Annotated in this window: 16 protein-coding genes, 1 tRNA gene and 1 pseudogene; 7 read left to right on the forward strand and 11 right to left on the reverse strand. The window is 59.1% G+C overall.

What is annotated here, in order from left to right:
• The first annotated feature begins 89 nt into the window (after window positions 1-89).
• Window positions 90-1,907 carry a translational GTPase TypA gene (gene typA, locus AC0L4F_RS15635; RefSeq protein WP_244689912.1) on the forward strand — a complete coding sequence of 606 codons (1,818 nt, stop codon included), beginning with the start codon at window positions 90-92 and terminating at the stop codon, window positions 1,905-1,907.
• Between the two features lie 107 nt (window positions 1,908-2,014).
• Here typA and AC0L4F_RS15640 read toward each other — a convergent pair whose 3' ends face one another.
• The 3 genes from AC0L4F_RS15640 to recA form a co-directional block, all read right to left on the reverse strand.
• Window positions 2,015-2,299 (reverse strand): DUF1330 domain-containing protein, encoded by a 285-nt coding sequence (locus tag AC0L4F_RS15640; protein ID WP_244689913.1) that lies wholly within the window; start codon window positions 2,297-2,299, stop codon window positions 2,015-2,017.
• A 3-nt stretch (window positions 2,300-2,302) separates the two neighbouring features.
• Window positions 2,303-4,963 carry an alanine--tRNA ligase gene (gene alaS, locus AC0L4F_RS15645; protein WP_244689914.1) on the reverse strand — a complete coding sequence of 887 codons (2,661 nt, stop codon included), beginning with the start codon at window positions 4,961-4,963 and terminating at the stop codon, window positions 2,303-2,305.
• A gap of 229 nt (window positions 4,964-5,192) precedes the next feature.
• Window positions 5,193-6,269 carry a recombinase RecA gene (recA, locus tag AC0L4F_RS15650; RefSeq protein ID WP_280520628.1) on the reverse strand — a complete coding sequence of 359 codons (1,077 nt, stop codon included), beginning with the start codon at window positions 6,267-6,269 and terminating at the stop codon, window positions 5,193-5,195.
• Between the two features lie 214 nt (window positions 6,270-6,483).
• On the opposite strand from recA, the gene AC0L4F_RS15655 reads away from it, so the two are divergent.
• Window positions 6,484-7,077, forward strand: coding sequence for a gamma-glutamyl kinase (locus AC0L4F_RS15655; protein ID WP_244690407.1), 594 nt, complete (start codon window positions 6,484-6,486; stop codon window positions 7,075-7,077).
• An 86-nt stretch (window positions 7,078-7,163) separates the two neighbouring features.
• Here the strand turns inward: AC0L4F_RS15655 and AC0L4F_RS15660 are convergent, their stop codons facing one another.
• From AC0L4F_RS15660 to guaB, 3 genes and pseudogenes are all read right to left on the reverse strand, one after another.
• Window positions 7,164-9,485, reverse strand: coding sequence for an ATP-binding response regulator (locus AC0L4F_RS15660; RefSeq protein ID WP_244689916.1), 2,322 nt, complete (start codon window positions 9,483-9,485; stop codon window positions 7,164-7,166).
• Between the two features lie 120 nt (window positions 9,486-9,605).
• A complete protein-coding gene (locus AC0L4F_RS15665) occupies window positions 9,606-10,757 on the reverse strand; it encodes an RsmB/NOP family class I SAM-dependent RNA methyltransferase (RefSeq protein ID WP_244689917.1) in 1,152 nt (383 codons plus the stop codon).
• Window positions 10,758-12,207, reverse strand: a pseudogene (gene guaB / locus AC0L4F_RS15670) (IMP dehydrogenase). It abuts the gene before it with no gap.
• A 143-nt stretch (window positions 12,208-12,350) separates the two neighbouring features.
• Here guaB and AC0L4F_RS15675 point away from each other — a divergent pair.
• Entirely contained in the window at window positions 12,351-13,262 is a 912-nt protein-coding gene (locus tag AC0L4F_RS15675) for a beta-keto acid cleavage family enzyme (protein WP_244689918.1), read from the forward strand.
• A gap of 22 nt (window positions 13,263-13,284) precedes the next feature.
• On the forward strand, window positions 13,285-14,727 hold the full coding sequence (locus tag AC0L4F_RS15680) for a carnitine 3-dehydrogenase (RefSeq protein WP_244689919.1): 1,443 nt from the start codon (window positions 13,285-13,287) through the stop codon (window positions 14,725-14,727).
• Between the two features lie 182 nt (window positions 14,728-14,909).
• Here the strand turns inward: AC0L4F_RS15680 and AC0L4F_RS15685 are convergent, their stop codons facing one another.
• The 5 genes from AC0L4F_RS15685 to pdxH all read right to left on the reverse strand — a co-directional run bounded on the left by AC0L4F_RS15685 (window position 14,910) and on the right by pdxH (window position 21,130).
• Window positions 14,910-18,572, reverse strand: coding sequence for a vitamin B12-dependent ribonucleotide reductase (locus AC0L4F_RS15685; RefSeq protein WP_244689920.1), 3,663 nt, complete (start codon window positions 18,570-18,572; stop codon window positions 14,910-14,912).
• A 606-nt stretch (window positions 18,573-19,178) separates the two neighbouring features.
• Window positions 19,179-19,255, reverse strand: a tRNA-Pro gene (locus AC0L4F_RS15690).
• Window positions 19,256-19,430: 175 nt separating this feature from the next.
• Window positions 19,431-19,883, reverse strand: coding sequence for a DUF192 domain-containing protein (locus AC0L4F_RS15695; RefSeq protein WP_244689921.1), 453 nt, complete (start codon window positions 19,881-19,883; stop codon window positions 19,431-19,433).
• Window positions 19,883-20,440 (reverse strand): cold-shock protein, encoded by a 558-nt coding sequence (locus tag AC0L4F_RS15700; RefSeq protein WP_442920379.1) that lies wholly within the window; start codon window positions 20,438-20,440, stop codon window positions 19,883-19,885. Before AC0L4F_RS15700 ends, AC0L4F_RS15695 begins: the two co-directional genes overlap by 1 nt.
• An 84-nt stretch (window positions 20,441-20,524) precedes the next feature.
• Window positions 20,525-21,130 carry a pyridoxamine 5'-phosphate oxidase gene (gene pdxH, locus AC0L4F_RS15705; RefSeq protein WP_244689923.1) on the reverse strand — a complete coding sequence of 202 codons (606 nt, stop codon included), beginning with the start codon at window positions 21,128-21,130 and terminating at the stop codon, window positions 20,525-20,527.
• A 147-nt stretch (window positions 21,131-21,277) separates the two neighbouring features.
• Between pdxH and fabI the strand changes: the two genes are divergently transcribed.
• The 3 genes from fabI to gpt all read left to right on the forward strand — a co-directional run bounded on the left by fabI (window position 21,278) and on the right by gpt (window position 23,332).
• On the forward strand, window positions 21,278-22,084 hold the full coding sequence (gene fabI / locus AC0L4F_RS15710; protein WP_244689924.1) for an enoyl-ACP reductase FabI: 807 nt from the start codon (window positions 21,278-21,280) through the stop codon (window positions 22,082-22,084).
• 81 nt (window positions 22,085-22,165) lie between these two features.
• Window positions 22,166-22,711 carry a LysE family translocator gene (locus AC0L4F_RS15715; protein ID WP_244689925.1) on the forward strand — a complete coding sequence of 182 codons (546 nt, stop codon included), beginning with the start codon at window positions 22,166-22,168 and terminating at the stop codon, window positions 22,709-22,711.
• 117 nt (window positions 22,712-22,828) lie between these two features.
• Window positions 22,829-23,332, forward strand: a complete 504-nt coding sequence (gene gpt / locus AC0L4F_RS15720) for a xanthine phosphoribosyltransferase (RefSeq protein WP_244689926.1) — start codon at window positions 22,829-22,831, stop codon at window positions 23,330-23,332.
• Window positions 23,333-23,466: the final 134 nt, after the last annotated feature.

A 23,466-nucleotide genomic window follows, 5' to 3' on the forward strand; every position in this document is an offset into this window, starting at 1 on the left:
GCGGAATTGCCACAGTTCCCATATTAGCACTGGCCATTTCGCGCCACGGACGCTAGGTGGCGCGCAACTCCTAATACAAGGTATCTCCGATGGACCTTCGCAATATCGCGATCATCGCGCACGTTGACCATGGCAAAACCACGCTGGTGGACGAGCTTCTGAAACAATCCGGTGCGTTCCGTGCCAATCAGGCCGTCGACGAACGCGCCATGGACAGCAACGACCTGGAACGCGAACGCGGCATCACGATCTTTGCCAAACCGACCTCGGTCGAATGGAAGGGACACCGCGTCAATATCGTGGACACCCCCGGCCACGCCGATTTCGGTGGCGAGGTCGAGCGCATCCTGTCGATGGTCGACGGTGTTGTTCTGCTGGTCGACGCCGCCGAAGGCCCGATGCCGCAAACCAAATTCGTGACCTCCAAGGCGCTGGCGCTGGGCCTGCGTCCGATTGTGGTTCTGAACAAGGTCGACAAACCCGACGCCGAGCCTGATCGCGCGCTGGATGAATGTTTTGATCTCTTTGCCTCGCTTGATGCAAATGACGATCAGCTCGACTTCCCGCATATGTATGCCTCGGGCCGCAATGGCTGGGCCGATCACGAGCTGGACGGCCCGCGCAAGGATCTGACCGCCTTGTTCGATCTGATCATCAATCACGTCCCTGCCCCAAAGCAGGTCAAGCGCCAGGACGAAGATTTCCGCATGCTGGCCACCACATTGGGGTCCGACCCGTTTGTCGGTCGCCTGCTGACCGGTCGGGTGGAAACCGGCAAGCTGAAGGTCGGCGCAACCGTGCAGGCCCTGTCGCGCGTCGGTCAAAAGATCGAACAGTTCCGCGTGACACGCATTCAGGCCTTCCGGGGTCTGGCGCAACAGGACATCGAAGAGGCCCAGGCAGGCGACATTGTTTCCATCGCCGGCATGTCCAAGGCCACCGTGGCCGACACCATCTGTGCGCTGGCCGTGGACGAACCGCTGGACGCCCAGCCGATTGACCCGCCCACCATCACCGTGACCTTTGGCATCAACGACAGCCCATTGGCCGGTCGCGAAGGCAAAAAGGTCCAAAGCCGCGTCATCCGCGAGCGTTTGATGAAAGAAGCCGAAAGCAACGTCGCGATCAAAATCGCCGACACCCCCGGTGGTGATGCCTTTGAGGTGTCGGGCCGTGGCGAATTGCAGATGGGCGTTTTGATCGAGAACATGCGCCGCGAAGGTTTCGAGCTTTCGATCTCGCGTCCGCAGGTGATCATGAAAGAAGTCGACGGCGTGCGCATGGAACCGGTCGAGGCCGCCACCATCGACGTCGATGACGAATATTCCGGCGCGGTGATCGAAAAGCTGACCGGTGCACGCAAGGGCGAATTGGTCGAAATGCGCCCCGCCGGTGCGGGCAAGACCCGCATTATCGCCCATGTGCCGTCGCGCGGGCTGATCGGCTATCACGGCGAATTCCTGACCGACACGCGCGGCACCGGCGTTCTGAACCGGGTGTTCCACGGCTGGACCCCGCACAAGGGGTCGATCCCGGGCCGTCGTGCCGGTGTTCTGATCTCGATGGAGAATGGCGAAGCGGTGGCATTCGCCCTGTGGAACCTGGAAGATCGCGGCAAGATGTTCATTGGCGCCCAGGCCAAGGTCTATACCGGCATGATCATCGGCGAACATTCGCGCGAAAACGATCTTGAGGTGAACCCGCTGAAAGGCAAGAAGCTGACCAACGTCCGGGCCTCTGGCACCGACGAAGCGGTCCGGCTGACCACGCCCGTGACGCTGTCGCTGGAAGAGGCGATTGCCTATATCAACGACGACGAGCTGGTCGAAGTGACACCGGAATCGGTGCGCCTGCGCAAACGCTATCTCGACCCGCATGAGCGCAAGCGGATGGCAAAAACCGCCTGATCGCGGAACATGGATTAACGAAAAAGGCCGGGCAAATTGCCCGGCCTTTTGCTTTTCAACGGTTGGGAAGATGTGTCACCCACCCTGAAGATCAGATACCTTGCCGATCAGGCACCTTCGACGATGATCAGATCGCGTTCCGACGCGCCCTTGGCGTGGCTCAGCGCCTCTTGATAGGCATCGGAATGGTAACAATCATGCGCCGCCTGAAGGCTGGGGAACTGCGCCAGCACATGGCGTGCGCGATCTGTCCCTTCCAGCGTTTCATAGGCGCCACCACGGGCCAGAAATTCGCCGCCATGGGCCGCAATCGCCGGTCCCGCCAGTTTCGCATAACGGCCATAGGCCGCTTCATCCGTCACATGCACATGGGCGATCCAATATGCGCTCATCTCTCAGCCTCCCAATACGGCCTTGGCCGCTTCTATTGCCTTGTCCGCACCGGCCGCATCCGATCCGCCACCCTGGGCCATGTCAGGGCGACCACCGCCGCCCTTGCCGCCGAGTTCGGCCACCGCCGCGCGCACCAGATCGACCGCCGATACCTTGTCGGTCAGATCCTTGGTCACACCTGCCGCCACGGCGACCTTGCCGCCGGTGTCCGCAATCAAAAGGATCGCGGCAGAGCCCAGTTTTTCCTTCTGCGCATCAATCAACGGCGGAAGATCCTTACCCGTCACACCGTTCAGCACCTGCGCAACAAAGGGCACGCCATTGATCTCTTCCGCATCGGCCCCCGGCCCCGCAGATCCACCCGACATCGCCAGTTCACGGCGCAGCTGTGCCACTTCGGATTGCAGCGATTTGCGTTCTTCCAACAGACTGCGCAGCCGTTCCGGGACATCCGCCGCCTGCGCCTTCAGCTCCAATGCGGCCTCGGCCAGCAATTGGTCCTGACGGCGCAGAAAATCCATCGCCGCCTTGCCGGTCAGCGCCTCGATCCGGCGCACACCCGCGCTGGAGGCGCTGTCGCCCAGCATCACGAATGCACCGATGTCGCCGGTCTGGCGCACATGGGTGCCACCGCAAAGTTCCAGCGAATAGGTTTCGCCATTGCTGCCTTTGCCGGACCCGGGTTTGCGCCCCATCGACACAACCCGCACTTCGTCGCCGTATTTCTCGCCAAAGAGCGCCTGTGCGCCAATCGCACGGGCATCATCCGGCGTCATGATCCGGGTGTCCACCGCGCCGTTCTGGCGGATATAGGCGTTCACATCCTGTTCGACCGCCTGCAATTCACTTTGGCTCAACGCCTTGGCGTGGCTGAAATCAAAGCGCAAACGATCCTCGGCATTCAACGACCCCCGCTGCGCCACATGATCGCCAAGCGTTTCGCGCAGCGCCTCGTGCAACAGGTGGGTGGCCGAATGGTTGGCGCGAATCGTGCTGCGCCGCGCGTGATCGACCCGCAGTTCCAGCGCATCGCCAACCTTCAACGCGACTTTCTCAGGCGTGACGCGGTGGGCAAACAACCCGCCCGCCATCTTGCGCGTGTCAGCGACAACCCCATTGCCGTCGGGTTTCAGATAGCTGCCGCTGTCGCCAACCTGGCCACCGGATTCGGCATAAAACGGCGTCTGGTTGACCACCATCCAGCCCTCTTGTCCGGGTGCAAGCGTTTCGACCGACACGCCATCGCACACCAGCCCAACCACCTGCCCCTCGGCAACCTCGGTATCATAGCCGAGAAAATCCGTCGGGCTGTTGGCCTCTGCCAGATCGAACCAAACCTCGGCATCTGCGGTTTCGCCAGAACCCGACCACGCGGCGCGGGCCTTGGCCTTTTGCGCGGCCATGGCGGTGTCAAAGCCGTCTGTGTCGACCGCACGGTCCTTTTCGCGCAGCGCATCCTGGGTCAGATCAAGCGGGAACCCATAGGTGTCGTATAGTTTGAACGCCGTCTCGCCCGGCAGGGGCGCGTCATCCGGCAGGGCCGCCAACTCGTCATCCAGAAGCTTCAGGCCACGATCAAGCGTCGCCTTGAACCGGGTTTCTTCCAGCTTCAATGTCTCTTCGATCAGCGCCTGCGCCTGACCCAATTCGGGATAGGCCGCACCCATCTGGCGCACCAATGCAGGCACCAAGCGATACATCGTCGGATCTTTGGCCCCCAGCAGATGCGCGTGCCGCATCGCCCGACGCATGATCCGGCGCAGCACATATCCCCGCCCCTCGTTCGACGGCATCACACCATCGGCCAACAAAAACGATGTCGAGCGCAAATGATCCGCAATCACCCGGTGATGCACATTGCCCGGCCCATCGGGATCGGTCGAGGTCACATCGGCGCTGGCCTCGATCAGGTTGCGCATCAGGTCGGTGTCATAATTGTCGTGTTTGCCCTGCAACAGCGCGCCGATCCGCTCCAGCCCCATGCCGGTGTCGATCGACTGCATCTTCAGGGGCGTCATCGAGCCGTCTTCGAATTGCTCGTTCTGCATGAAGACCACGTTCCAGATTTCGATGAAACGGTCACCATCCTCTTCCGCGCTGCCCGGAGGGCCGCCCCAAATGTGGTCGCCGTGATCATAGAAAATTTCGGTACAGGGGCCACAGGGACCGGTCGGCCCCATCTGCCAGAAATTGTCCGAAGTGGCGATGCGGATGATCCGATCCTCTGGCACGCCAACCTTCTTCCAGATTTCGAAAGCTTCGTCATCCGTATGATACACTGTGGCCAGCAACCGCTTGGGATCAATGCCAAATTCGCGTGTGATCAGCTCCCACGCAAAGGGGATCGCATCCTCTTTGAAGTAATCCCCAAAGCTGAAATTGCCCAACATTTCAAAGAATGTGTGGTGGCGCGCGGTATAGCCCACATTGTCGAGGTCATTGTGTTTCCCGCAGGCGCGCACGCATTTCTGACTTGTTGTGGCGCGCTGATAATCGCGGGTTTCAACCCCGGTAAACAGGTTCTTGAACTGCACCATGCCGGAATTGACGAACATCAACGTCGGATCGTTGCGCGGCACCAGCGGGCTGGATGGCACGATCTCATGGCCGTTCTTGGCAAAGTAATCAAGGAATGTGGAGCGGATGTCGTTCAGCGTGGCCATGGCGTCGGTATCTTCTTGTATCGGGCGGGTTTTCCCGCGGTCCGAGAAGATGTACCGAACCGCCCCGGTCCTGTCCATGGGGCGATTGCCATTCTGTCAGCGCCCAGTGGCAAAGCCCTAGGGCTGCGGCATCTGACACCTGGGTCGGCGTTCGGGATTGGCGCGGCCCGGCGCAGGCCATCGCGCCGGGTTTCATGTATCGGCAATTTGGGCCGCAGCCCGCAGCGCCTTAGGCCTCGACGATATCGTCGTCGCTTTTTTCTTCCGGCGGCATGTCAAAATCCAACCCATGCGCCGCACGGATCTTGTCTTCGACTTCCAGGGCCATGCGTTTGTTTTCCCGCAGGAAAGTCTTGGCATTTTCACGCCCCTGGCCGATCCGTTCATCGCCATAGCTGTACCAGGCACCGGATTTATCAACCACCCCGGCCTTGACCCCAAGATCCAGCAATTCGCCCATCTTGGAAATGCCTTCGCCATACATGATATCGAATTCAACCTGTTTGAACGGCGGAGCAACCTTGTTTTTCACGACCTTGACGCGTGTGGCATTGCCGACGACCTCGTCACGATCCTTGATCGCGCCAATCCGACGAATGTCCAGACGGACCGAAGAATAGAATTTCAAAGCATTGCCACCGGTGGTGGTTTCCGGGCTGCCAAACATCACGCCGATTTTCATCCGGATCTGGTTGATGAAGACAACCATGCATTTGGATCGGTTGATCGAGCCGGTCAATTTGCGCATTGCTTGGCTCATCAGGCGGGCATGCACGCCAACCGAACTGTCGCCCATGTCGCCTTCCAACTCGGATTTCGGGGTCAAGGCCGCAACGGAATCGACAACAACCATGCTGACCGCGCCAGAACGCACCAGCGTGTCGACAATTTCCAGCGCCTGTTCGCCAGTGTCCGGCTGCGAGATCAGAAGTTCGTCAAGATCGACCCCAAGCTTGCGGGCATATTGTGGGTCCAACGCATGTTCGGCATCCACAAAGGCACAGACCCCACCCTTTTTCTGTTCTTCCGCGACGCAATGCAGGGTGAGCGTGGTTTTGCCCGAGGATTCCGGGCCATAGATCTCGACAATCCGTCCCTTCGGCAGGCCACCAATACCCAACGCGATGTCCAAGCCCAAGGATCCGGTCGAAGTCGATTCGATTTCCTGAATGGGGTTGTCCCCGCCCAGCTTCATGATGGAACCCTTGCCAAATTGGCGTTCAATCTGGGCCAAGGCACTGTCGAGCGCCTTTTGCTTGTCGGGATTGCTTTTTTTGCTCATTGAGAGAAGATCTGCCGTTGCCATTGCGTTGAATCCCTTATTTCACACCACCTGCGGGGCGGCAATGCTGCCGATATGTTCACCACTTGTTCCCTTGTGCGATCAAAGGGGGAACATTTCAAGAAAATTTTTAATAATTTCAGTTTTCCGCAGAAGTATTAAAGAGTGGTTTACGGATCGAACATCGGCGCTTATGCTTTTCCAAACTGTCGCAAACTGCATTAAAGGTGTCATACAAGTGCTTGTTTTTTGGAAAGAAAGACTTGCCTTTATGGCAGTACCGAAAACCGGCAGCACCGCTTATGAGGCGGCCCTGGCGGGCCGTGCAGATATGGCGATCTTGAATCCACCTGAGCTGAAACATGCGCCGGTGTATCGCTACAATAGATTTTTCCGGCCAATGTTTGAAAAAATGGGGGCCGAGGATATGGAGACACTGGCGGTGATGCGCGAACCCATCAGCTGGCTGTCCAGCTGGTATCGCTATCGCCAGCGCCCTTTTATGTCGGGGCGGCCAAATTCGACCGAACACCTTGATTTTGATACCTTTGTTGAAGGCTACTGCAAAGGCGACCGACCGGGTTATGCCAATGTGGGAAGTCAGGCAAAGTTTTTGGAACCGCGCCCGAATGGCACCAAGGTCACCCATCTGTTCCGCTATGAAAATCAGGCGGGTTTGATCGCATTTCTTGAGAATCGTCTTGCCGTGACATTGGATCTGCCACGCGCGAATGTATCGCCGACCTCGGATGTCACGTTATCGCCCAAGGTTGAACAGAAGCTGCGGCGCAAATGCGCTGCTGAGTTCGAACTCTACGACTCGATTACCTGACCCATTTGGTGCCCCGGCAGCACGCTTCAAAACATGCGATTTTCCTGCATTGCCGCGCCGGTTGACGCGACACAGTCGCAGCATGATCAATGCAATTGGCGTTGCACCGTATCCGTCAGCTCTACCAGTGAAAATGGTTTTGGCAAGAAGGTCGAATTGGGGATATTCGATTGGTCGTCATGAAAGCTTTCCTGGGCATAGCCAGAGACAAAGACAACTTTCACGTCCGGGCGATCCTCCAGCGCTTTGCGCACCCAGCTGGGACCGTCGAGGCCCGGCATGACGACATCGGTGACAAAAACGTTCACCTCCATCTCCGGGTCCTGCAACAACTCCAGCGCTTCTTCGGCGCTGGCCGCCTCCAGCACTTTGAAACCACGCATTCTCAGAGCGCGGCTGGCGAAGGCCCGTACCGGGGCTTCATCTTCGACCAAAAGGATGACGGCATCATGTCCGGCGGTCCCGTCTGTGGTCTCTTCGGCCGCTGCAATTTGCCCGTCTACTTCGGCGACTTCGTTGTGCACCGGAAAGAGTAGCGAGAAGCAGCTGCCCTGGCCCACCACCGAATCGACAAATATGAAGCCGCCGGTTTGTTTCACAATGCCATAGACCGTCGACAGGCCGAGGCCGGTGCCCTCTCCGGTGCGTTTGGTGGTGTAAAAGGGTTCAAAAACCTTTTGCAGCATATCCGGTGCAATCCCGACGCCCTGATCCTGTACTTTGACCAAGACGTAATCCCCCGGGGAAACCGCCGCGCGATCCCGCTTTAATGGGGAATTGAGGGTCAGCCCCTCGGTTGTGACCCGAATTTCGCCGCCCTCGGGCATGGCGTCGCGGGCATTGACCACCAGGTTCATCATCACCTGCTCCAACTGCCGCTTGTCCGCACGGATCGTGCGCAGCACCGGATCATGTTCCAGCACCAAGCCGACCCGCTCTCCGACGAGACGGTTCAGAAGATGGGTCAAATCCGACAATGTGTCACGTAGATCAAGGATTTCCGGGCAAAGTGTCTGCTTGCGGGAAAAGGCCAGCAATTGCCCGACCAGCGCCGCGGCGCGGTTGGCATTCTGATTGATTTGAACCAGATCGTTGTAATCCGGATCCCCCTGATCGTGACGCAGCAGCAAAAGGTCACAATGGCCGGAAATTGCCGTCAGAAGGTTGTTGAAGTCATGGGCGACACCGCCAGCCAACTGGCCAATCGCCTGCATTTTCTGGCTTTGAACAAATTGCGCCTCCAGGGTTTTTAACTCTGTTGCGTCATTCAGGACCGCCAGAAGCGACGGCGTGCCGTCTTCGAACACCCGGTTCAACACCACCTGCACAAAAACCTCGCGGTCGCGGCGTGAGATGCGCAAAAACTCTGATTGGTTCGGGCTGCGCCCGGCGGCTGTATCCTGCAGCCAATCGGTGACGGGACGGCCCAGCCCCTCCATCAAATCGGCCAGCTTTACGCCGGAAACATCGTCCCGGTTCAACAATTTCAGCGCTTCCTGGTTGGCCCGTAAAACCGCACCGTTCTGTGATATTTTCATCAACGGCACATTCAAACCGTCGAAACTGGTGCTGCCGGCGGTATCCGCAGGCGGCGGCAGGAAGAACACTTCCTTGCGTCCACCATTCAATTCAACTTCGCAAATGAGGCGCGGCAAGGGGCCGGTCGCCGCATCCAATGTGACCACCTGGCCGCTGACCAAGGGCGAGGCGCTGAGCCGGTCCAGCGCCGATACGCGTTTCCCGATAAGTTTCCGCGCCGCCGCATTCATGAAAAGAATTGTACCGCCGCGCCCAACGGTCACCCGGGGCAGCAGCCCGTTGTCGGCCTGTTCCGTGGGGGAGGCCCGGCTTTCTTCGATCCGCCAAAGCTGTAATCCGGCGCCGATATCATGCAGCGACAGGGCCACATGGCCATTGCGGGTCGTCACCACATCCGCGGCATTCCCATCCACATCGGCCTTTTTCTGTAGCCGGTACATCACACTGGCGGGATTGGCGATCATGCCGCGCAGCAGGGTCGCCATCGTCCCGCCCTCAACCTCGCCCGCGGCGCTGTTGCGCATATCTATATCGCGAAACCGGTTTTTCGCCGCCGGGTTCAGGAAACGCACCGCGCCGTCCTGGCCGGTCAAAATCGAAACCGCTGAATCACATGCCAATAGTGTTGCGGCCTGTTGAATGCGCCGGGTTTCGCCATGTCGTTGCCGGAGCTGAAACCACTGAAGCACAAGGGCCGCAGCAAACATCCCCGCCCCCATGGCCAAAACCGCCAGCGCAGCTGCCCCGTGTAAAAAGGTGCCTGCCACCGCAATCAACAGAACAGATACCGCGATCAGATAGGTCGGGCGTCGGTCCCGCTGCACCAACGTGTCGCCCCCTGCAATGTGCCCAACGTTGATTTCGGCCAATTCTGCTCTCCGCACTTCGAGGTATCAAAGCGCATTACACCCATTGGTCGTTAATAGGCGGTTAAGACCCTTTCGCCACCTTACACCCTATGCGAGAAAGCATGCAACCCATGCGGAAGTCTACGATTGAACCAGCAGCGCGACAAAGAACCCATCACCGCCATCGGCCAGGGTAAATTGATGGGTCCGCTCCAGTTTCCAATCGGGCGAGCGCGACATAAAGCTTTGAACACGCGCGCTATTTTCCGATTCCAGCACGGAACAGGTGACATAGGCCAAATAGCCGCCCGGTGCGACACGCGCCGCGCCGGAATCAAGGACCGCATCCTGCATTTCATGCAATTCGTTCAGCCGATCCGGGGTCAAACGCCACTTTGCCTCGGGCGCGCGCCGCCAACTTCCGCTGCCGGAACAGGGCGCATCACACAGCACCAGATCAAAGCGCCCCTGCGGTGCGGGATCAATGGTGATGTCCGCCCCTGCCCGCGCCGCGCGCGGGGCAATATCCTGCATCCGGGCAGTGTCGATATCATGTGCGGTCACCGGCCCGCCAAGACGCGCGGCCAACGCCAACGCCTTGCCACCGCCACCGGCACAGAAATCCAGCACCGATTGACCGGCTTTCAGCGGCAGAAAATCCACCACCGCCTGTGACGCAGCATCCTGAAGCTCGACCATACCGTCACGATAGGCCGCCCCCAGATGGACCCGCCGCGCGCCTTCGACGACGCGCAGGGCGGTGGGCGACAACGGGTGTGCCTCGGTGACAATCCCCTCGTCCGCCAAGGCGTTCTTGGCGGTTTCGAGGTCCGTTTTCAGAAGGTTGACGCGCAAGAAGACATCTGCCCGCGCGCGCAGGAATTGCGCCTCGGCCTCGGCCTTGTCGCCCAGCGACGCCGAAAACTCTGGCCAAAGCCAATCGGGAAGGTCGCGGGCCTCGGCGGCCTCGGGCTCGCGGCTGCCCTGACGTTCCTCATCGGTCAAGGGCGCGGGCGCATAGCCCTGCCCCGTGAACAGCTGATCGGGTTCGCGCCCTGCGGCGCGCAACGCGCCAATCATCAGACCGCGCCCAGTCAAACTGCCGCCAAGAGCCGCATAAGACCGCTTGCACCGCAGCGCATCAAACACCAGATCGCGGATCGCAGCCCGGTCCTTGGACCCGGCATAACGATTGCCACGCGCCCAACGGGTCAGGGCCTGCTCTGCGGCCTGCCCGTCCAATACAGCATCCAGCAACTCTGCGGCTGAGTGAATGCGCGCCTCGGGCGTCATTTACCCGACACGATAGTTGGGGCTTTCGCGGGTGATCTGGACGTCATGCACATGGCTTTCACGCAGGCCGGCACCAGTGATTTTCACGAATTCACAGTTCCGGCGCATTTCTTCGACGGTGGCACAACCGGTATAGCCCATCGCGGCCCGCAGCCCGCCGACCAATTGGTGGATAACCGCACCGGCCGACCCTTTATAGGCAACCTGGCCTTCGATCCCTTCGGGCACCAGTTTGTCGCTGGCGGCGTCCTTCTGGAAATACCGATCGGCCGACCCACGCGCCATGGCGCCAAGACTGCCCATGCCGCGATAGGCCTTGAATGAGCGGCCCTGATAAAGGATCACCTCGCCCGGGCTTTCATCTGTGCCGGCAATCATGCTGCCAACCATCGCACAGGAGGCACCGGCGGCAATCGCCTTGGCAAAATCACCAGAGAATTTGATACCGCCATCGGCAATCACCGGCACATCGCTGGCCGCCGCCGCGCAGTCCATCACTGCCGTCAGCTGTGGAACGCCAACACCGGCCACCATACGTGTGGTACAGATCGACCCGGGCCCGATCCCGACCTTGACCGCATCGGCCCCGGCATCAATCAGCGCGCGGGTCGCTTCGCCGGTGGCGACATTGCCGGCAATCACCTGTACTTCGTTCGACAGTTGTTTGGCGCGTTTCACCGCTTCGATCACGCCGGCGGAATGGCCATGTGCGGTGTCAATCACCACAATGTCGACCCCGGCATCCACCAGCATTTCCGTCCGTTCAAACCCGGAATCGCCAACGCTTGTCGCTGCCGCGACCCGCAACCGCCCCAACCGGTCCTTGCAGGCCGTCGGGTTCAACACCGCCTGTTCCGTATCCTTCAGGGTCAGCAATCCGGTCAGCTTGCCCTTGCCATCATGCACCAGCAGCTTTTCAATCCGGCGCGCCCGCATCAGGCTTTTGGCTTCTTCCAGATCCGCCGGTTCGGCCAGCATTGCCAGATCCTGGGATGTCATCATCGCCTTCACCGGCGTGTCATCGGACGAGGCAAACCGCATATCCCGGTTGGTCAGGATACCCACCACATGGCCGCGTTCATCGACCACCGGGAAACCGGTGAAATTGTAACGCTCTATCAGGGCCTTGGCATCCGCCAGCGTCTGATCGACCCGCAATGTCACCGGGCTATAGACAATGCCGCTTTCAAAGCGTTTCACCCGCCGCACTTCGCGGGCCTGTTCTTCAGCATTCAGGTTCTTGTGAATCACGCCCATGCCGCCAGGCCTGGGCCATGGTGATCGCCATGCGGCTTTCGGTGACGGTATCCATCGCCGAGCTGAGCAACGGAATGTTCAGCGCAATGGATTTCGTCACATGTGTGGCGGTGTTGGCAGTGGATGGCAAAACATTGGACGCAGCCGGAACCAGCAGCACATCGTCAAATGTCAGCGCCTCGCGAATCTTCATGGGCGAACCCCCTTCGAGCAGCAGCATTTGACGCCTCCCTATTTCACGGGTCCGGGCGAAAGGGAAGAGCCAAAGGAGGAAACTGCGGCTTTGCGTCCCGACTGTGTCCCCCCTAAGCTTTCCCCAACCAGAGGGAGGATTCCATGCCGCTTGCCATGAACCAAGAGGTGTTCATCACCTGCGCTGTGACCGGCGCGGCCCAGACCCAGGACAAAAGCCCAGCTGTCCCGCGGTCACCGCAACAGATTGCCGACAGCGCCATTGCCGCCGCCCGTGCCGGGGCCGCCATTGTGCATTGCCATGTGCGCGATCCCGACACCGGTGCGCCGTCGCGGCGCCCGCAATATTTCCGCGAGTTGACCGACCGCATTCGCGCGGCGGATGTCGATGTGGTGCTGAACCTGTCCTGTGGCATGGGCGGCGATGTGGTGTTCGGCCCGCCCGACGCGCCCTTGCCTCTGGATTCCGAAGGCACCGATCTGATCAGCACCGAGGAACGTCTGGCGCATGTGATCGAATGTCGGCCTGAGATCTGCACCCTGGATTGCGGCACGATGAATTTTGCTGAAAACGATTATGTCTTGACCAACACCCCCGGCATGTTGCGCGCCATGGGGCGACGGATGACCGAATTGGGGATCAAACCGGAAATCGAAGCCTTTGATACCGGTCATCTCTGGCTGGCAAAACAATTGGCAAGCGAAGGCGTGCTGGAAGATCCGGCATTGGTTCAGCTTTGCATGGGCGTGCCCTGGGGCGCGCCGGACGATCTGACGACCTTTCTTGCGATGGTGGCCGGCATCCCGGAGGGGTGGACATTTTCGGCCTTTGGGCTGGGCCGCAACCAAATGCCCTATGTCGCGGCATCCGTTCTTGCGGGCGGGAATGTGCGTGTCGGGCTGGAAGACAACCTGATGCTGGAGCGCGGCGTTCTGGCCACCAACGCCCAATTGGTGGAACGCGCGGTCGGCATTATCGAACGGTTGGGGGCGCGCGTCATCGGACCACAAGAGGTGCGTGACAAGCTTGGGCTGGTGAAACGTGCGCCGGTTTAACTTTTGATGGCAAGAGATTGATATGAAAGCAGCAATCATTGGTGGCGGCGTGATTGGCGGCGGTTGGGCGGCGCGGTTCCTGTTAAATGGCTGGGACGTGGCAGTGCATGATCCCGCCCCCGGAGCCGCCGCCAAAATCAACGCCGTGCTGGAAAATGCCCGCGCCTCGCTTCCGGCTTTGTATGACGTGGCCCTCCCGGTTGAGGGGCAATTGACCTTTGCACCCGATATACAAACCGCAATCCAGGGCGCCCTGTGGATACAGGAGAGTGTGCCGGAGAACATCGACCTAAAGCGACGCGTTTACAACGAGATAGAGCAAAGCGCAGATGTGGGCGCCATTGTGGGTTCTTCGACCTCCGGCTTTTGTCCCAGTGACCTGCAACAGGGGGTGCGCCGCCCCGGGCAATTGATAGTCGCCCATCCGTTCAACCCGGTCTACCTGTTGCCATTGGTGGAACTGGTGCCCTCTGCCGCCACCGCGCCAGAGGTGACGCAGCGCGCGACCGAGATCCTGACCAGTCTGGGGATGCATCCCCTGTTGGTGCGCGCGGAAATCGACGCCCATATCGCCGACCGGCTGTTAGAGGCGGTCTGGCGCGAGGCGCTTTGGTTGGTGCATGATGGAATCGCCACCACGGCGGAAATCGACGATGCGATCCGCTATGGCTTTGGCCTGCGCTGGGGGCAGATGGGGCTGTTTGAAACGTATCGCATTGCCGGTGGCGCGGCCGGGATGCGCCATTTCATGCAGCAATTCGGACCGGCGTTGGCCTGGCCCTGGTCGAAACTGACCGATGTGCCAGAGTTCACGCCAGATCTGGTCGATCTGATCGCCAGCCAATCAGATGCGCAATCCGGCCACCTGACGATTCAGGAGCTTGAGCGCCAGCGCGACGGCAATCTGGTGGCGATGATCCGGGCGCTGAAACAGGGTGGCACGGCGGCGGGCGGCACGGTAGTGCAACATGAGAAAACCCTGACACGCCAACAGGTTACAGACCCTCCCCAAACCGTTGATCGAAGCGTTCCGCCGACCTGGACCGATTATAACGGCCATATGAACGAAACCCATTATCTAGAGGTCGCGGCCCAGGCGACCGACCGTTTCATGGAAATGGTCGGGGTCGATGCCGCCTATATCGCCGCGGGGCGAAGCTTCTTCACCGTGGAAACCCATATCCGCCATCTGGACGAGGTCACCGCAGGCGACCGCATAAGGGTCACGACACAAGTCATTGCTGGTAAAGGCAAAAAGATGCATCTCTTTCACCGGCTTTTGGCCGGGACGGATCGACGGCTGGTTGCGACGGTGGAGACACTGGTGATCCATGTCGACCTGACCACACGGCGCAGCACGCCGCCGCCGCCAGAGATTGCCAGCGCATTGGCGCAATACGCCGCCGATCACGCCGCGCTGGCCCTGCCGGATGGGGCCGGACGGGCGGTGGGCCAGAAAACCTGATGTGAGGCAAAAGAGCTGTGACGCCAAAGAAAGGGGCGCCAAGGCGCCCCAGTTTCACAAACCAAGCTCATCGTTACACCGCTCTACTATTTTTGCCTGCGGCCTGGGTTGCGCCGGGGCGAGCGCACCCGCCCCCGAACCTTTTGCAGATGCCAGATCCCCGAAAGGATCTGGCGGCGCGCTTAGCTACAGCCGCTTGTGCCGCCGCAGGTGTTGCACTTCATGCAAGTCCCGTTGCGCACCAGCGTGTAGTTGCCGCAATCGCCACAGGCTTCGCCCTCATAGCCCTGCATCTTGGCCTTGGCGCGGGCATCCATCGACATGCCGCCGCTGGCGACCGCCGTTGTTGTCGTCGTCACCGCGGTGGCAAGGCTGCCATCCTGCGAAAGTTCCGGTACCAGGGTCTGGAGGGCCGTGACCGGATCTTCGGATTGACCGCCACGCAGCACAACAAGCTCCTGTGGCAGACGTTTGCGCAGGTATCCGGTCGAGCTGATCTGCTTCAGCACGGCCAGAGATTTGGTGGCGGCAGTTTCGCTCACCTCGGTGACGTTGCTTTGCCCCTCTTCGACACCGCGACCCAGATCGTCAAAGCTGTGGCCTTCGGGTTTCACATGCGCGAGGTCGGTGCGGTCCAGATAGCTGACCGCCAGTTCGCGGAAGATATAGTCGAGGATGGAAGTGGCATTCTTGATTAAATCGTTGCCCTGCACCATGCCGGCGGGTTCGAACTTGGTAAAGGTGAAGGCGTCGACGAATTCCTCCAGCGGCACACCATATTGCAGGCCCACCGACACGGCGATGGCAAAGTTGTTCATCATGGCGCGGAACCCCGCACCTTCCTTGTGCATGTCGATAAAGATTTCGCCAAGGGTGCCGTCGGAATATTCACCGGTGCGCAGATAGACCTTGTGACCGCCAACAATCGCCTTTTGGGTATAGCCCTTGCGGCGCTCTGGCATCTTTTCGCGTTCGGTTTTGATGATCTCTTTGACGATGATCTTTTCCACGATCTTTTCGGCCAGCACGGTGGCCTTTTCGTGTTGCGATCCGCTTTCCAGAACTTCGGCCGCTTCGTCATCATCTTCGACCAGCGCCGCCGCCAGAGGCTGCGACAGTTTCGAACCATCACGATAGAGCGCGTTGGCCTTGACCCCCATCTGCCAGCTGCGTTCATACGCGGCCTGACAATCTTCGATTGTGGCGTCATTGGCCATGTTGATGGTCTTGGAAATCGCACCCGAGATAAAGGATTGCGCCGCCGCCATCATGTCGATGTGGCTGTTGACCGACAGGAACCGCTTGCCCTTTTTGCCACAGGGGTTGGCACAGTCGAAAATGCCGTAGTCCGCTTCTTTCAGGAACGGCGCACCTTCCAGGGTCATGGTGCCACAGACATGGTCATTGGCTGCATCAATGTCGGCCTTGGAATAGCCAAGATGGCGCAGCAGATCAAAGGTCGGATCGTTCAGCTTCTCTGCCGGAATGCCCAGCACGTTCTGGCAGAACTCTTCGCCCAGCGTCCACTGGTTGAACACAAAGCGGATATCAAACGCCGAGGCCAATGCGCCTTCGACTTTTTCAATCTCGTTCGAGCCAAACCCATGGCCGATCAACGAAGTATGGTTGATGCCCGGTGCATTGCCCAATGTGCCGTGACCCACAGCATACGAGACAATCTCTTCAATCTGAGACGAGGAATATCCAAGCTTCTCCAACGCGGCCGGAACCGAGCGGTTGATGATCTTGAAGTATCCGCCACCGGCCAGTTTCTTGAACTTCACCAATGCAAAGTCGGGTTCGATGCCGGTCGTGTCGCAATCCATCACCAGACCAATTGTGCCGGTTGGCGCAATCACTGTGGTTTGCGCGTTGCGGAACCCGTGTTTTTCACCAAGCTCCAGCGCCTCGTCCCAGGCGGATTTCGCCAGATCGATCAGGGTCGCATCCGGGCAATTGCCATGATCCAGGGCAACGGGGTTGATCGTCAGTCCCTCATACCCTTTGGTTTTGCCATATGCGGCGGTGCGGTGATTGCGGATCACCCGCAGCATGTGCTTGGCATTGCGCTTGTAGCCGGAAAACGGCCCCAGCTCTCCGGCAACCTCGGCCGATGTGGCATAGGCCACGCCGGTCATGATCGCGGTCAAAGCCCCACAAAGCGCCCGGCCCTCTTCGCTGTCATAGCTGAGGCCCATGTTCATCAGCAATCCGCCGATGTTGGCATAGCCCAGACCCAGCGTGCGGAAATCATAGGACAGCTGCGCGATTTCCTTGGACGGGAATTGCGCCATGGTGACCGAGATTTCCAGCGTCAGCGTCCACAGACGTGTGGCGTGCATGTATTCATCGGCCTGGAACTTGCCATCACGGAAGAAGGTCAACAGGTTCATCGACGCCAGGTTACAGGCGGTATCGTCAAGGAACATATATTCCGAGCACGGGTTCGATCCGCGGATCGCGCCGTCTTCGGGGCATGTGTGCCACTGGTTCACGGTGTCATGATACTGAATGCCCGGATCGGCACAGGCCCATGCGGCATGGCCCACCTGTTCCCACAGGTCGCGCGCCTTGATGGTCTTGGCAACCTTGCCGTCTGTCCGGTTCAACAGCGCCCAGTCTTCGTCCTTTTTCACCGCTTCAAGGAAGTCATTGGTGACGCGGATCGAGTTGTTCGAGTTCTGGCCCGAAACACTCGCATAGGCTTCGCTGTCCCAATCGGTGTCATAGGTCGGGAATTCGATGCTGGCATAGCCCTGACGGGCGTAATCCAGCACGCGTTTGATATAGGTCTCTGGGATCATCGTGCTTTTGGCCGCACGGATCGCGCCCTTCAGCGTGTCGTTTTTCGCCGGGTCATAGGCATCTTCGACTGTGCCGTCCCATGCGGCAATCGCCTCGAAAATGCCGTTCAGCATTTTCTCGTGCATTTTCGAACCGGCCACGATCGAGGCGACCTTTTGTTCTTCCTTGACCTTCCAGTTGATGAATTCTTCGACATCCGGGTGGTCGGCGTCACAAATCACCATCTTGGCCGCACGGCGTGTGGTGCCGCCGGATTTGATGGCCCCCGCAGCGCGATCGCCAATTTTCAGGAAGCCCATAAGCCCAGAGGATTTGCCACCGCCCGAGAGCGCTTCGCCTTCGGCGCGCAAGGACGAGAAGTTGGTGCCGGTGCCGGAGCCGTATTTGAACAGACGCGCTTCGCGCACCCAAAGGTCCATGATGCCGCCATCACCCACCAGATCATCTGCCACCGACTGGATGAAGCAGGCATGCGGTTGGGGATGTTCATAAGCCGATTTCGATTTGGTCAGCTTGCCGGTCTTGTAATCCACATAGTGGTGGCCCTGCCCCGGGCCGTCGATGCCATAGGCCCAGTGCAGGCCGGTGTTGAACCACTGCGGGCTGTTCGGCGCGGCGCGTTGCGTCGCCAGCATATGGCGCATTTCGTCGAAATAGGCGCGCGCATCTTCTTCGGCGGTGAAATAGCCGCCCTTCCAACCCCAATAGGCCCAGGCCCCAGCAAGGCGGTCAAAAACCTGCTTGGAGGACGTTTCGCCGGATTTTGTGGTCTCGTCCGAGGCAGGGACAGAGCGCCACAGGAATTCAGGCACACCTTTTTCGCGCACTTTCTTCATTTCCGTTGGCACGCCGGCCTTGCGGAAATATTTCTGCGCGATGACATCGCTGGCGACCTGGCTCCAGGATGCGGGAACCTCAACATCGTCCAGACGGAATACAATCGTGCCATCAGGATTGCGGATTTCGGACGCGGTCGTCACGAAATCGATATCTGCATAAGCATCCTGGCCTGCTTTGGTGAACCGTCTTTCGATTTTCATCTTTGCCTCTTTGACCTTTTGTGTTCGCGCCCGGACCTGCGTTGGGCCCTTTGTCGATGGCAGCACCGCCGCCCGTTTGTAACGTTCGCATATGACCAGCCGTCCGAATTCGGCGCCGCAGCAGCGGATACGCCCGGACCATGACCGGATATGTATGAATGAGCGGCAGAACGCCCGAGTGAGTGGTTGTTGTCCCCGAACCGCCAGCCGACACAACATGTAGTGTATCCGTTAGCAGCAACCACAATTTGACGTATCCGAACATAGACCGCAACAAGGTTTTTTTAGATAAATTCCACAAAATTATCTTGACCCGCCCGCCACCGGGGGCCCGGCCAATTCAGCCCCGGAATACCCACAGATTTGCCCACAGGCTGTAGCCGCGAATTTTCTATGTTTCCGGCATGTTTAGTGGACTGGCGTCACAAACCACTGTCGCGCGCCCTACATAAATCCGCGCAAATTGGCTGTGGATAACTTGAATGTTGCAGAAATACGACGGACGGTATGTCAGAACCACAAACGCCGCAAAAACGACCAAAGCGGCCACAAAATGACCGCTCTGCCCCGGGGGGGGGGGCTACTATATATTGTGTGCTGGTGAAGTGGTCGGGACGGCAAGATTCGAACTTGCGACCTACGGTACCCAAAACCGTCGCGCTACCAGGCTGCGCTACGCCCCGAAACCGAGGCTGTTCTTAATCTGGCTTTGCGGTAATGAAAAGCGTTTTATGACGCTTTTTGGAATGTTAATTCACAACATCGAATTTAGTGTCGAAATCGGCGGTGAAATCTATCCACACCCCCGCTCTTTCCACAATGTCGCGCTGGCGCCATGGCGCGCGACAATGGCAGCCTTCAGCAGGGATAGGCCGCCCCGGCCTGTGGCAGTTCGCTGTGACGGACCAAAGTGCCGGGTTTGATGCCGATACGTGCCGCCAAGCCGCCATTGATCTCCAGCACGCTCAGCACGGGAAAATCGCTGGAAATGCCGCGCAGATCGCCGGGCACCGCTTTGGCATGGACCTTTTTGACCACGCCGCGCGCGTCAATGAATATCATGTCCAGGGGAATCAGCGTGTTTTTCATCCAGAAGCTGACTTTGTGCGGTTCTTGATAGATGAACAGCATTCCGGTGCTATTCGGCATGTCCTCTACGAACATCAGACCGCGGCCTCTTTCGTCAACGTCATCCGCGACGCTGACGTCGAATGACACCCTTCCGAAATCCCCGGCCAGCTCGACCTTACCCGGCTCACAGGCGGCAAACGCCGCCCCGGCCCAAAGAATCGCAGCGGCCGCAATGGCCATTACTCGGGTTTCAAAGCACTTTCCCATGGACAAACCTCAACCGCCATCAATCCGCGTTTGCCATCTATGGCACGCACGCATAGGGCTTCGCCAGCCTGAACATCAGCCAGACCGGATCGGCGCAACACTTCGACATGCAGGAAGACATCCGCCGATTTGCCAAACACATTGGCAAACCCGAACCCCTTCCCCTTGTCGAACCATTTGACCCGTGCGGGTTCCAACGGTGCAGCTGCGATCAATGTTGGATCGAAAGCTTCGAAATCGGCCAGTGGCGGCGTACCGTCGTCCTCGGGGGGTTCGATGGTCACAACCGTGACCGCCTGAACGCCGCGCGGGGTTTCCTGAACCTCGACAACAATCCCGGCGCCATCCGCAACAGAGCTTTGGCCATAGTTGCGCAATACGTTTGAATGCAAAAGGATATCCGGGCCGCCCGTCTCGGCGACGATAAACCCGAACCCCTTCAGAGGATCAAACCATTTCACGCGCCCTTCGACCCGATCAGGATAGATAATTTCTTGTGTCAAGTCAGACTCTAGCTCGTTCACTTCCATGTTAACACTTGCAAGCAAGACCCATGAGATTGCAAGTGCAAATGCCTGTTTTTTTAGAGAATTGCATTTCGCGTTACGGGAAATCTACGGGCAAAGTCGCTGAATTTCCCAAGCAAACTCGGCATCTTTTCGCCGCCAGACGAAACGATCGTGTAGCCGAAATGCGCCATCTGCCCAAAATTCAATTTCGACCGGCGTGATTCGCCAACCACCCCAAAATGGCGGCCGATCCGGGTTCGGACCCTTCTGAACCGTGATCTTGGCAACCTCGGCCATCAATGTGCTGCGCGCATCCAGTGGCCGTGACTGGGCCGATGCCCAGGCGCCCAGCCTGCTCTTTAATGAGCGTGAGTCATAATAGCGATCCGCCTGCGCCCCGTCTTCGCGGGTGACATGACCGCGAACCCGGATCTGACGGCGCAGAGATTTCCAATGCATGACAAAAGCCGCAGTGCCGCTGGCGGCGATCTCATTGCTCTTGGCGCTTTCGTAATTGGTATAGAACACGAACCCTGCATCCTCGATGTCCTTGAGCAGGACCATGCGCACATTCGGCATCCCCGCCGCATCAACAGTGGCCAGCGCCACCGCGTTGGGATCGTTGATTTCCTGTGCCTCGGCCTCGGCCAGCCAGCGCCTTGAGATCGCAAATGGATCATCCCCGGCAAAGATCCCGTTTCGTTCCGTCATCTGTCATGCCCTTTTCGCCATGACGGCCAGATCGAAGGTTTCCTGCATCCTTCTGTCTGACCGCCCGTTTTGTGCGCTGCGCGCACTTGATGCGCTGTTATGGATGCCATAAAGCCATAGGGAAAGACAGCGGGCGAAGGGTGCAACATGTCAAACACTTTGATGGCAGGAAAACGTGGCCTGATCATGGGTCTGGCCAATGACAAATCAATCGCCTGGGGGATTGCACGTGCGCTCTCCGATGCGGGGGCTGAGCTTGCGTTTTCCTATCAGGGGGATGCGTTGAAAAAACGTGTTGATCCCCTGGCGGCGCAATTGGGCAGCGACATCGTGCTGCCCTGTGATGTCAATGACGAGGCTTCGATTGATGCTCTGTTTGCAGAGCTGAAAGAGCGCTGGGGCGAGCTTGATTTCCTGGTCCATGCGATCGGGTTTTCGGACAAGAGCGAACTGCGCGGCCGCTACGTCGATACCACGCGCGGCAATTTCAACATGACAATGGATATCTCGGTCTATTCCTTTACTGCGGTGATGCAGCGGGCCGAAAAGATGATGAAGCCCGGCGCATCGGCGCTGACCATGACCTATTACGGTGCCGAGCAGGTGATGCCGCATTATAACGTCATGGGTGTGGCCAAGGCCGCGCTGGAGGCTTCGGTGAAATATCTGGCCGAGGATCTGGGCAAGGACGGCATTCGCGTCAATGCGATCAGCGCCGGCCCGATCAAGACGCTGGCCGCCAGCGGCATCGGCGATTTCCGCTACATCATGAAGTGGAATGAGTACAATTCACCGCTGCGCCGCAATGTCACCATCGACGATGTCGGCAAATCGGCGCTTTACCTGCTGTCCGACCTTGGCTCTGGTGTGACCGGTGAAAACCTGCATGTCGACGCCGGCTATCATGTGGTCGGAATGAAGGCGGTTGACGCCCCCGACATTTCCAAAGGCTGAGGACCATGGGCTGGGAACATATCCTTGCCTTTAACCTGACGCTGTTGGCGGCGCTTGCCTCGCCCCGGGCTGGCGCTGCTTTTGTCTTTGCGCAACTCCTTGTTGTTTGGCACCCGGGTCGGCATCGCCACCGGATTGGGTCTTGGGGCGATGGCGGGGTGCTGGACCGCGCTGGCGCTTTTGGGGCTGGATGCGATATTCGTCGCAATTCCATGGGCATATCTCACAATAAAGATCGCGGGGGCGCTGTACCTTCTGTATATTGCCTGGGGGATGTGGCGGGACGCACGCAAGCCGCTGATCGCCGCCCCCACAGATCAGACCCAGACCCAGACCCAGACCAGAGCGTTTCGCATCGGTTTTCTGGTCAACCTCGGCAATCCGAAATCCGTGCTTTTTGCCTCGGCTGTTTTGCTGGTGATTTTCCCGGTCGATCTGACTTTGGCGCAAAAGGCGCTGATTGTGGGCAACCATCTGGCGGTGGAATGGCTTGTCTATTCGGGCTTTGCCCTGATCCTGTCGACCCGCCCGGCGCGCGATGGATACCTGCGCATGAAACATCTGTTTGACCGGGTGGCGGCGCTGGTGTTGACGGCCCTTGGCCTGCGCTTGATTTTCGGGCGCTGACCCCGGCACCGCCAGCCCCAAACACATCTGCCAAACGCAGTTGGGCGGCAAATGCGATCTGCCAGCTTTCTTTTGCCGATCACATCGGCTAAATCCAAAAAAAACGGAGAGACAGCCATGAGCGACCGCCTGCCGCATGAAAAAGGGTTTCACGTCAGCTGGGATCAGTTGCACCGCGATGCACGGGCGCTTGCCTGGCGGCTTGACGGGCATGGACCGGACGACGGCGCCTGGCGCGCGGTGGTGGCGATCACCCGTGGCGGCATGGCCCCGGCCATGATTGTCGCACGTGAGCTTGACGTCAAAATCGTCGATACAATCTCGGTCAAAAGCTACAACCACCAATCGCAATCCGAACCCAAGGTGATCAAATCCCCGGATATGGATGTGATTGGCGATGGCACTGGTGTGCTGGTGATCGACGATCTGGTGGATACCGGCAAGACAATCGAAACCGTGCGCGCCCATATGCCAAAGGCCCATATCGCCACGGTCTATGCCAAACCCATGGGCCGCCCGCAGGTCCAGACCTTTGTGACCGAGGTCAGCCAGGACACCTGGATCTTTTTCCCCTGGGACATGGCCTTGCAATATGTGGAACCCTACCGCGGCAAGGACTGATCGACGCCGATCTTCCAAGGTGACAGCGAAGCGGCCCACAAGGGCCAAAGAGCGGCCAAAGAGCCGCCCTGCCCCTTGCTCCTGTCGCGGCCTGCGCGTAGATACGTCCGGCAACAGATGCGGTAATTTCGGGG

It is taken from the genome of Marinovum sp. J2-8, from assembly GCF_055808435.1.

Excerpts from the sequence above, each read along its gene's own strand:
- AC0L4F_RS15685 (WP_244689920.1), bottom strand. The coding sequence starts at position 18,572 with ATGAAAATCGAAAGACGGTTCACCAAAGCAGGCCAGGATGCTTATGCA.
- AC0L4F_RS15640 (WP_244689913.1), bottom strand. The coding sequence starts at position 2,299 with ATGAGCGCATATTGGATCGCCCATGTGCATGTGACGGATGAAGCGGCC.
- alaS (WP_244689914.1), bottom strand. The coding sequence starts at position 4,963 with ATGGCCACGCTGAACGACATCCGCTCCACATTCCTTGATTACTTTGCC.
- typA (WP_244689912.1), top strand. The coding sequence starts at position 90 with ATGGACCTTCGCAATATCGCGATCATCGCGCACGTTGACCATGGCAAA.
- AC0L4F_RS15675 (WP_244689918.1), top strand. The coding sequence starts at position 12,351 with ATGCCGCTTGCCATGAACCAAGAGGTGTTCATCACCTGCGCTGTGACC.
- AC0L4F_RS15680 (WP_244689919.1), top strand. The coding sequence starts at position 13,285 with ATGAAAGCAGCAATCATTGGTGGCGGCGTGATTGGCGGCGGTTGGGCG.
- fabI (WP_244689924.1), top strand. The coding sequence starts at position 21,278 with ATGTCAAACACTTTGATGGCAGGAAAACGTGGCCTGATCATGGGTCTG.
- pdxH (WP_244689923.1), bottom strand. The coding sequence starts at position 21,130 with ATGACGGAACGAAACGGGATCTTTGCCGGGGATGATCCATTTGCGATC.
- AC0L4F_RS15695 (WP_244689921.1), bottom strand. The coding sequence starts at position 19,883 with ATGGCCATTGCGGCCGCTGCGATTCTTTGGGCCGGGGCGGCGTTTGCC.
- gpt (WP_244689926.1), top strand. The coding sequence starts at position 22,829 with ATGAGCGACCGCCTGCCGCATGAAAAAGGGTTTCACGTCAGCTGGGAT.
- AC0L4F_RS15700 (WP_442920379.1), bottom strand. The coding sequence starts at position 20,440 with ATGGAAGTGAACGAGCTAGAGTCTGACTTGACACAAGAAATTATCTAT.
- AC0L4F_RS15665 (WP_244689917.1), bottom strand. The coding sequence starts at position 10,757 with ATGACGCCCGAGGCGCGCATTCACTCAGCCGCAGAGTTGCTGGATGCT.
- recA (WP_280520628.1), bottom strand. The coding sequence starts at position 6,269 with ATGGCAACGGCAGATCTTCTCTCAATGAGCAAAAAAAGCAATCCCGAC.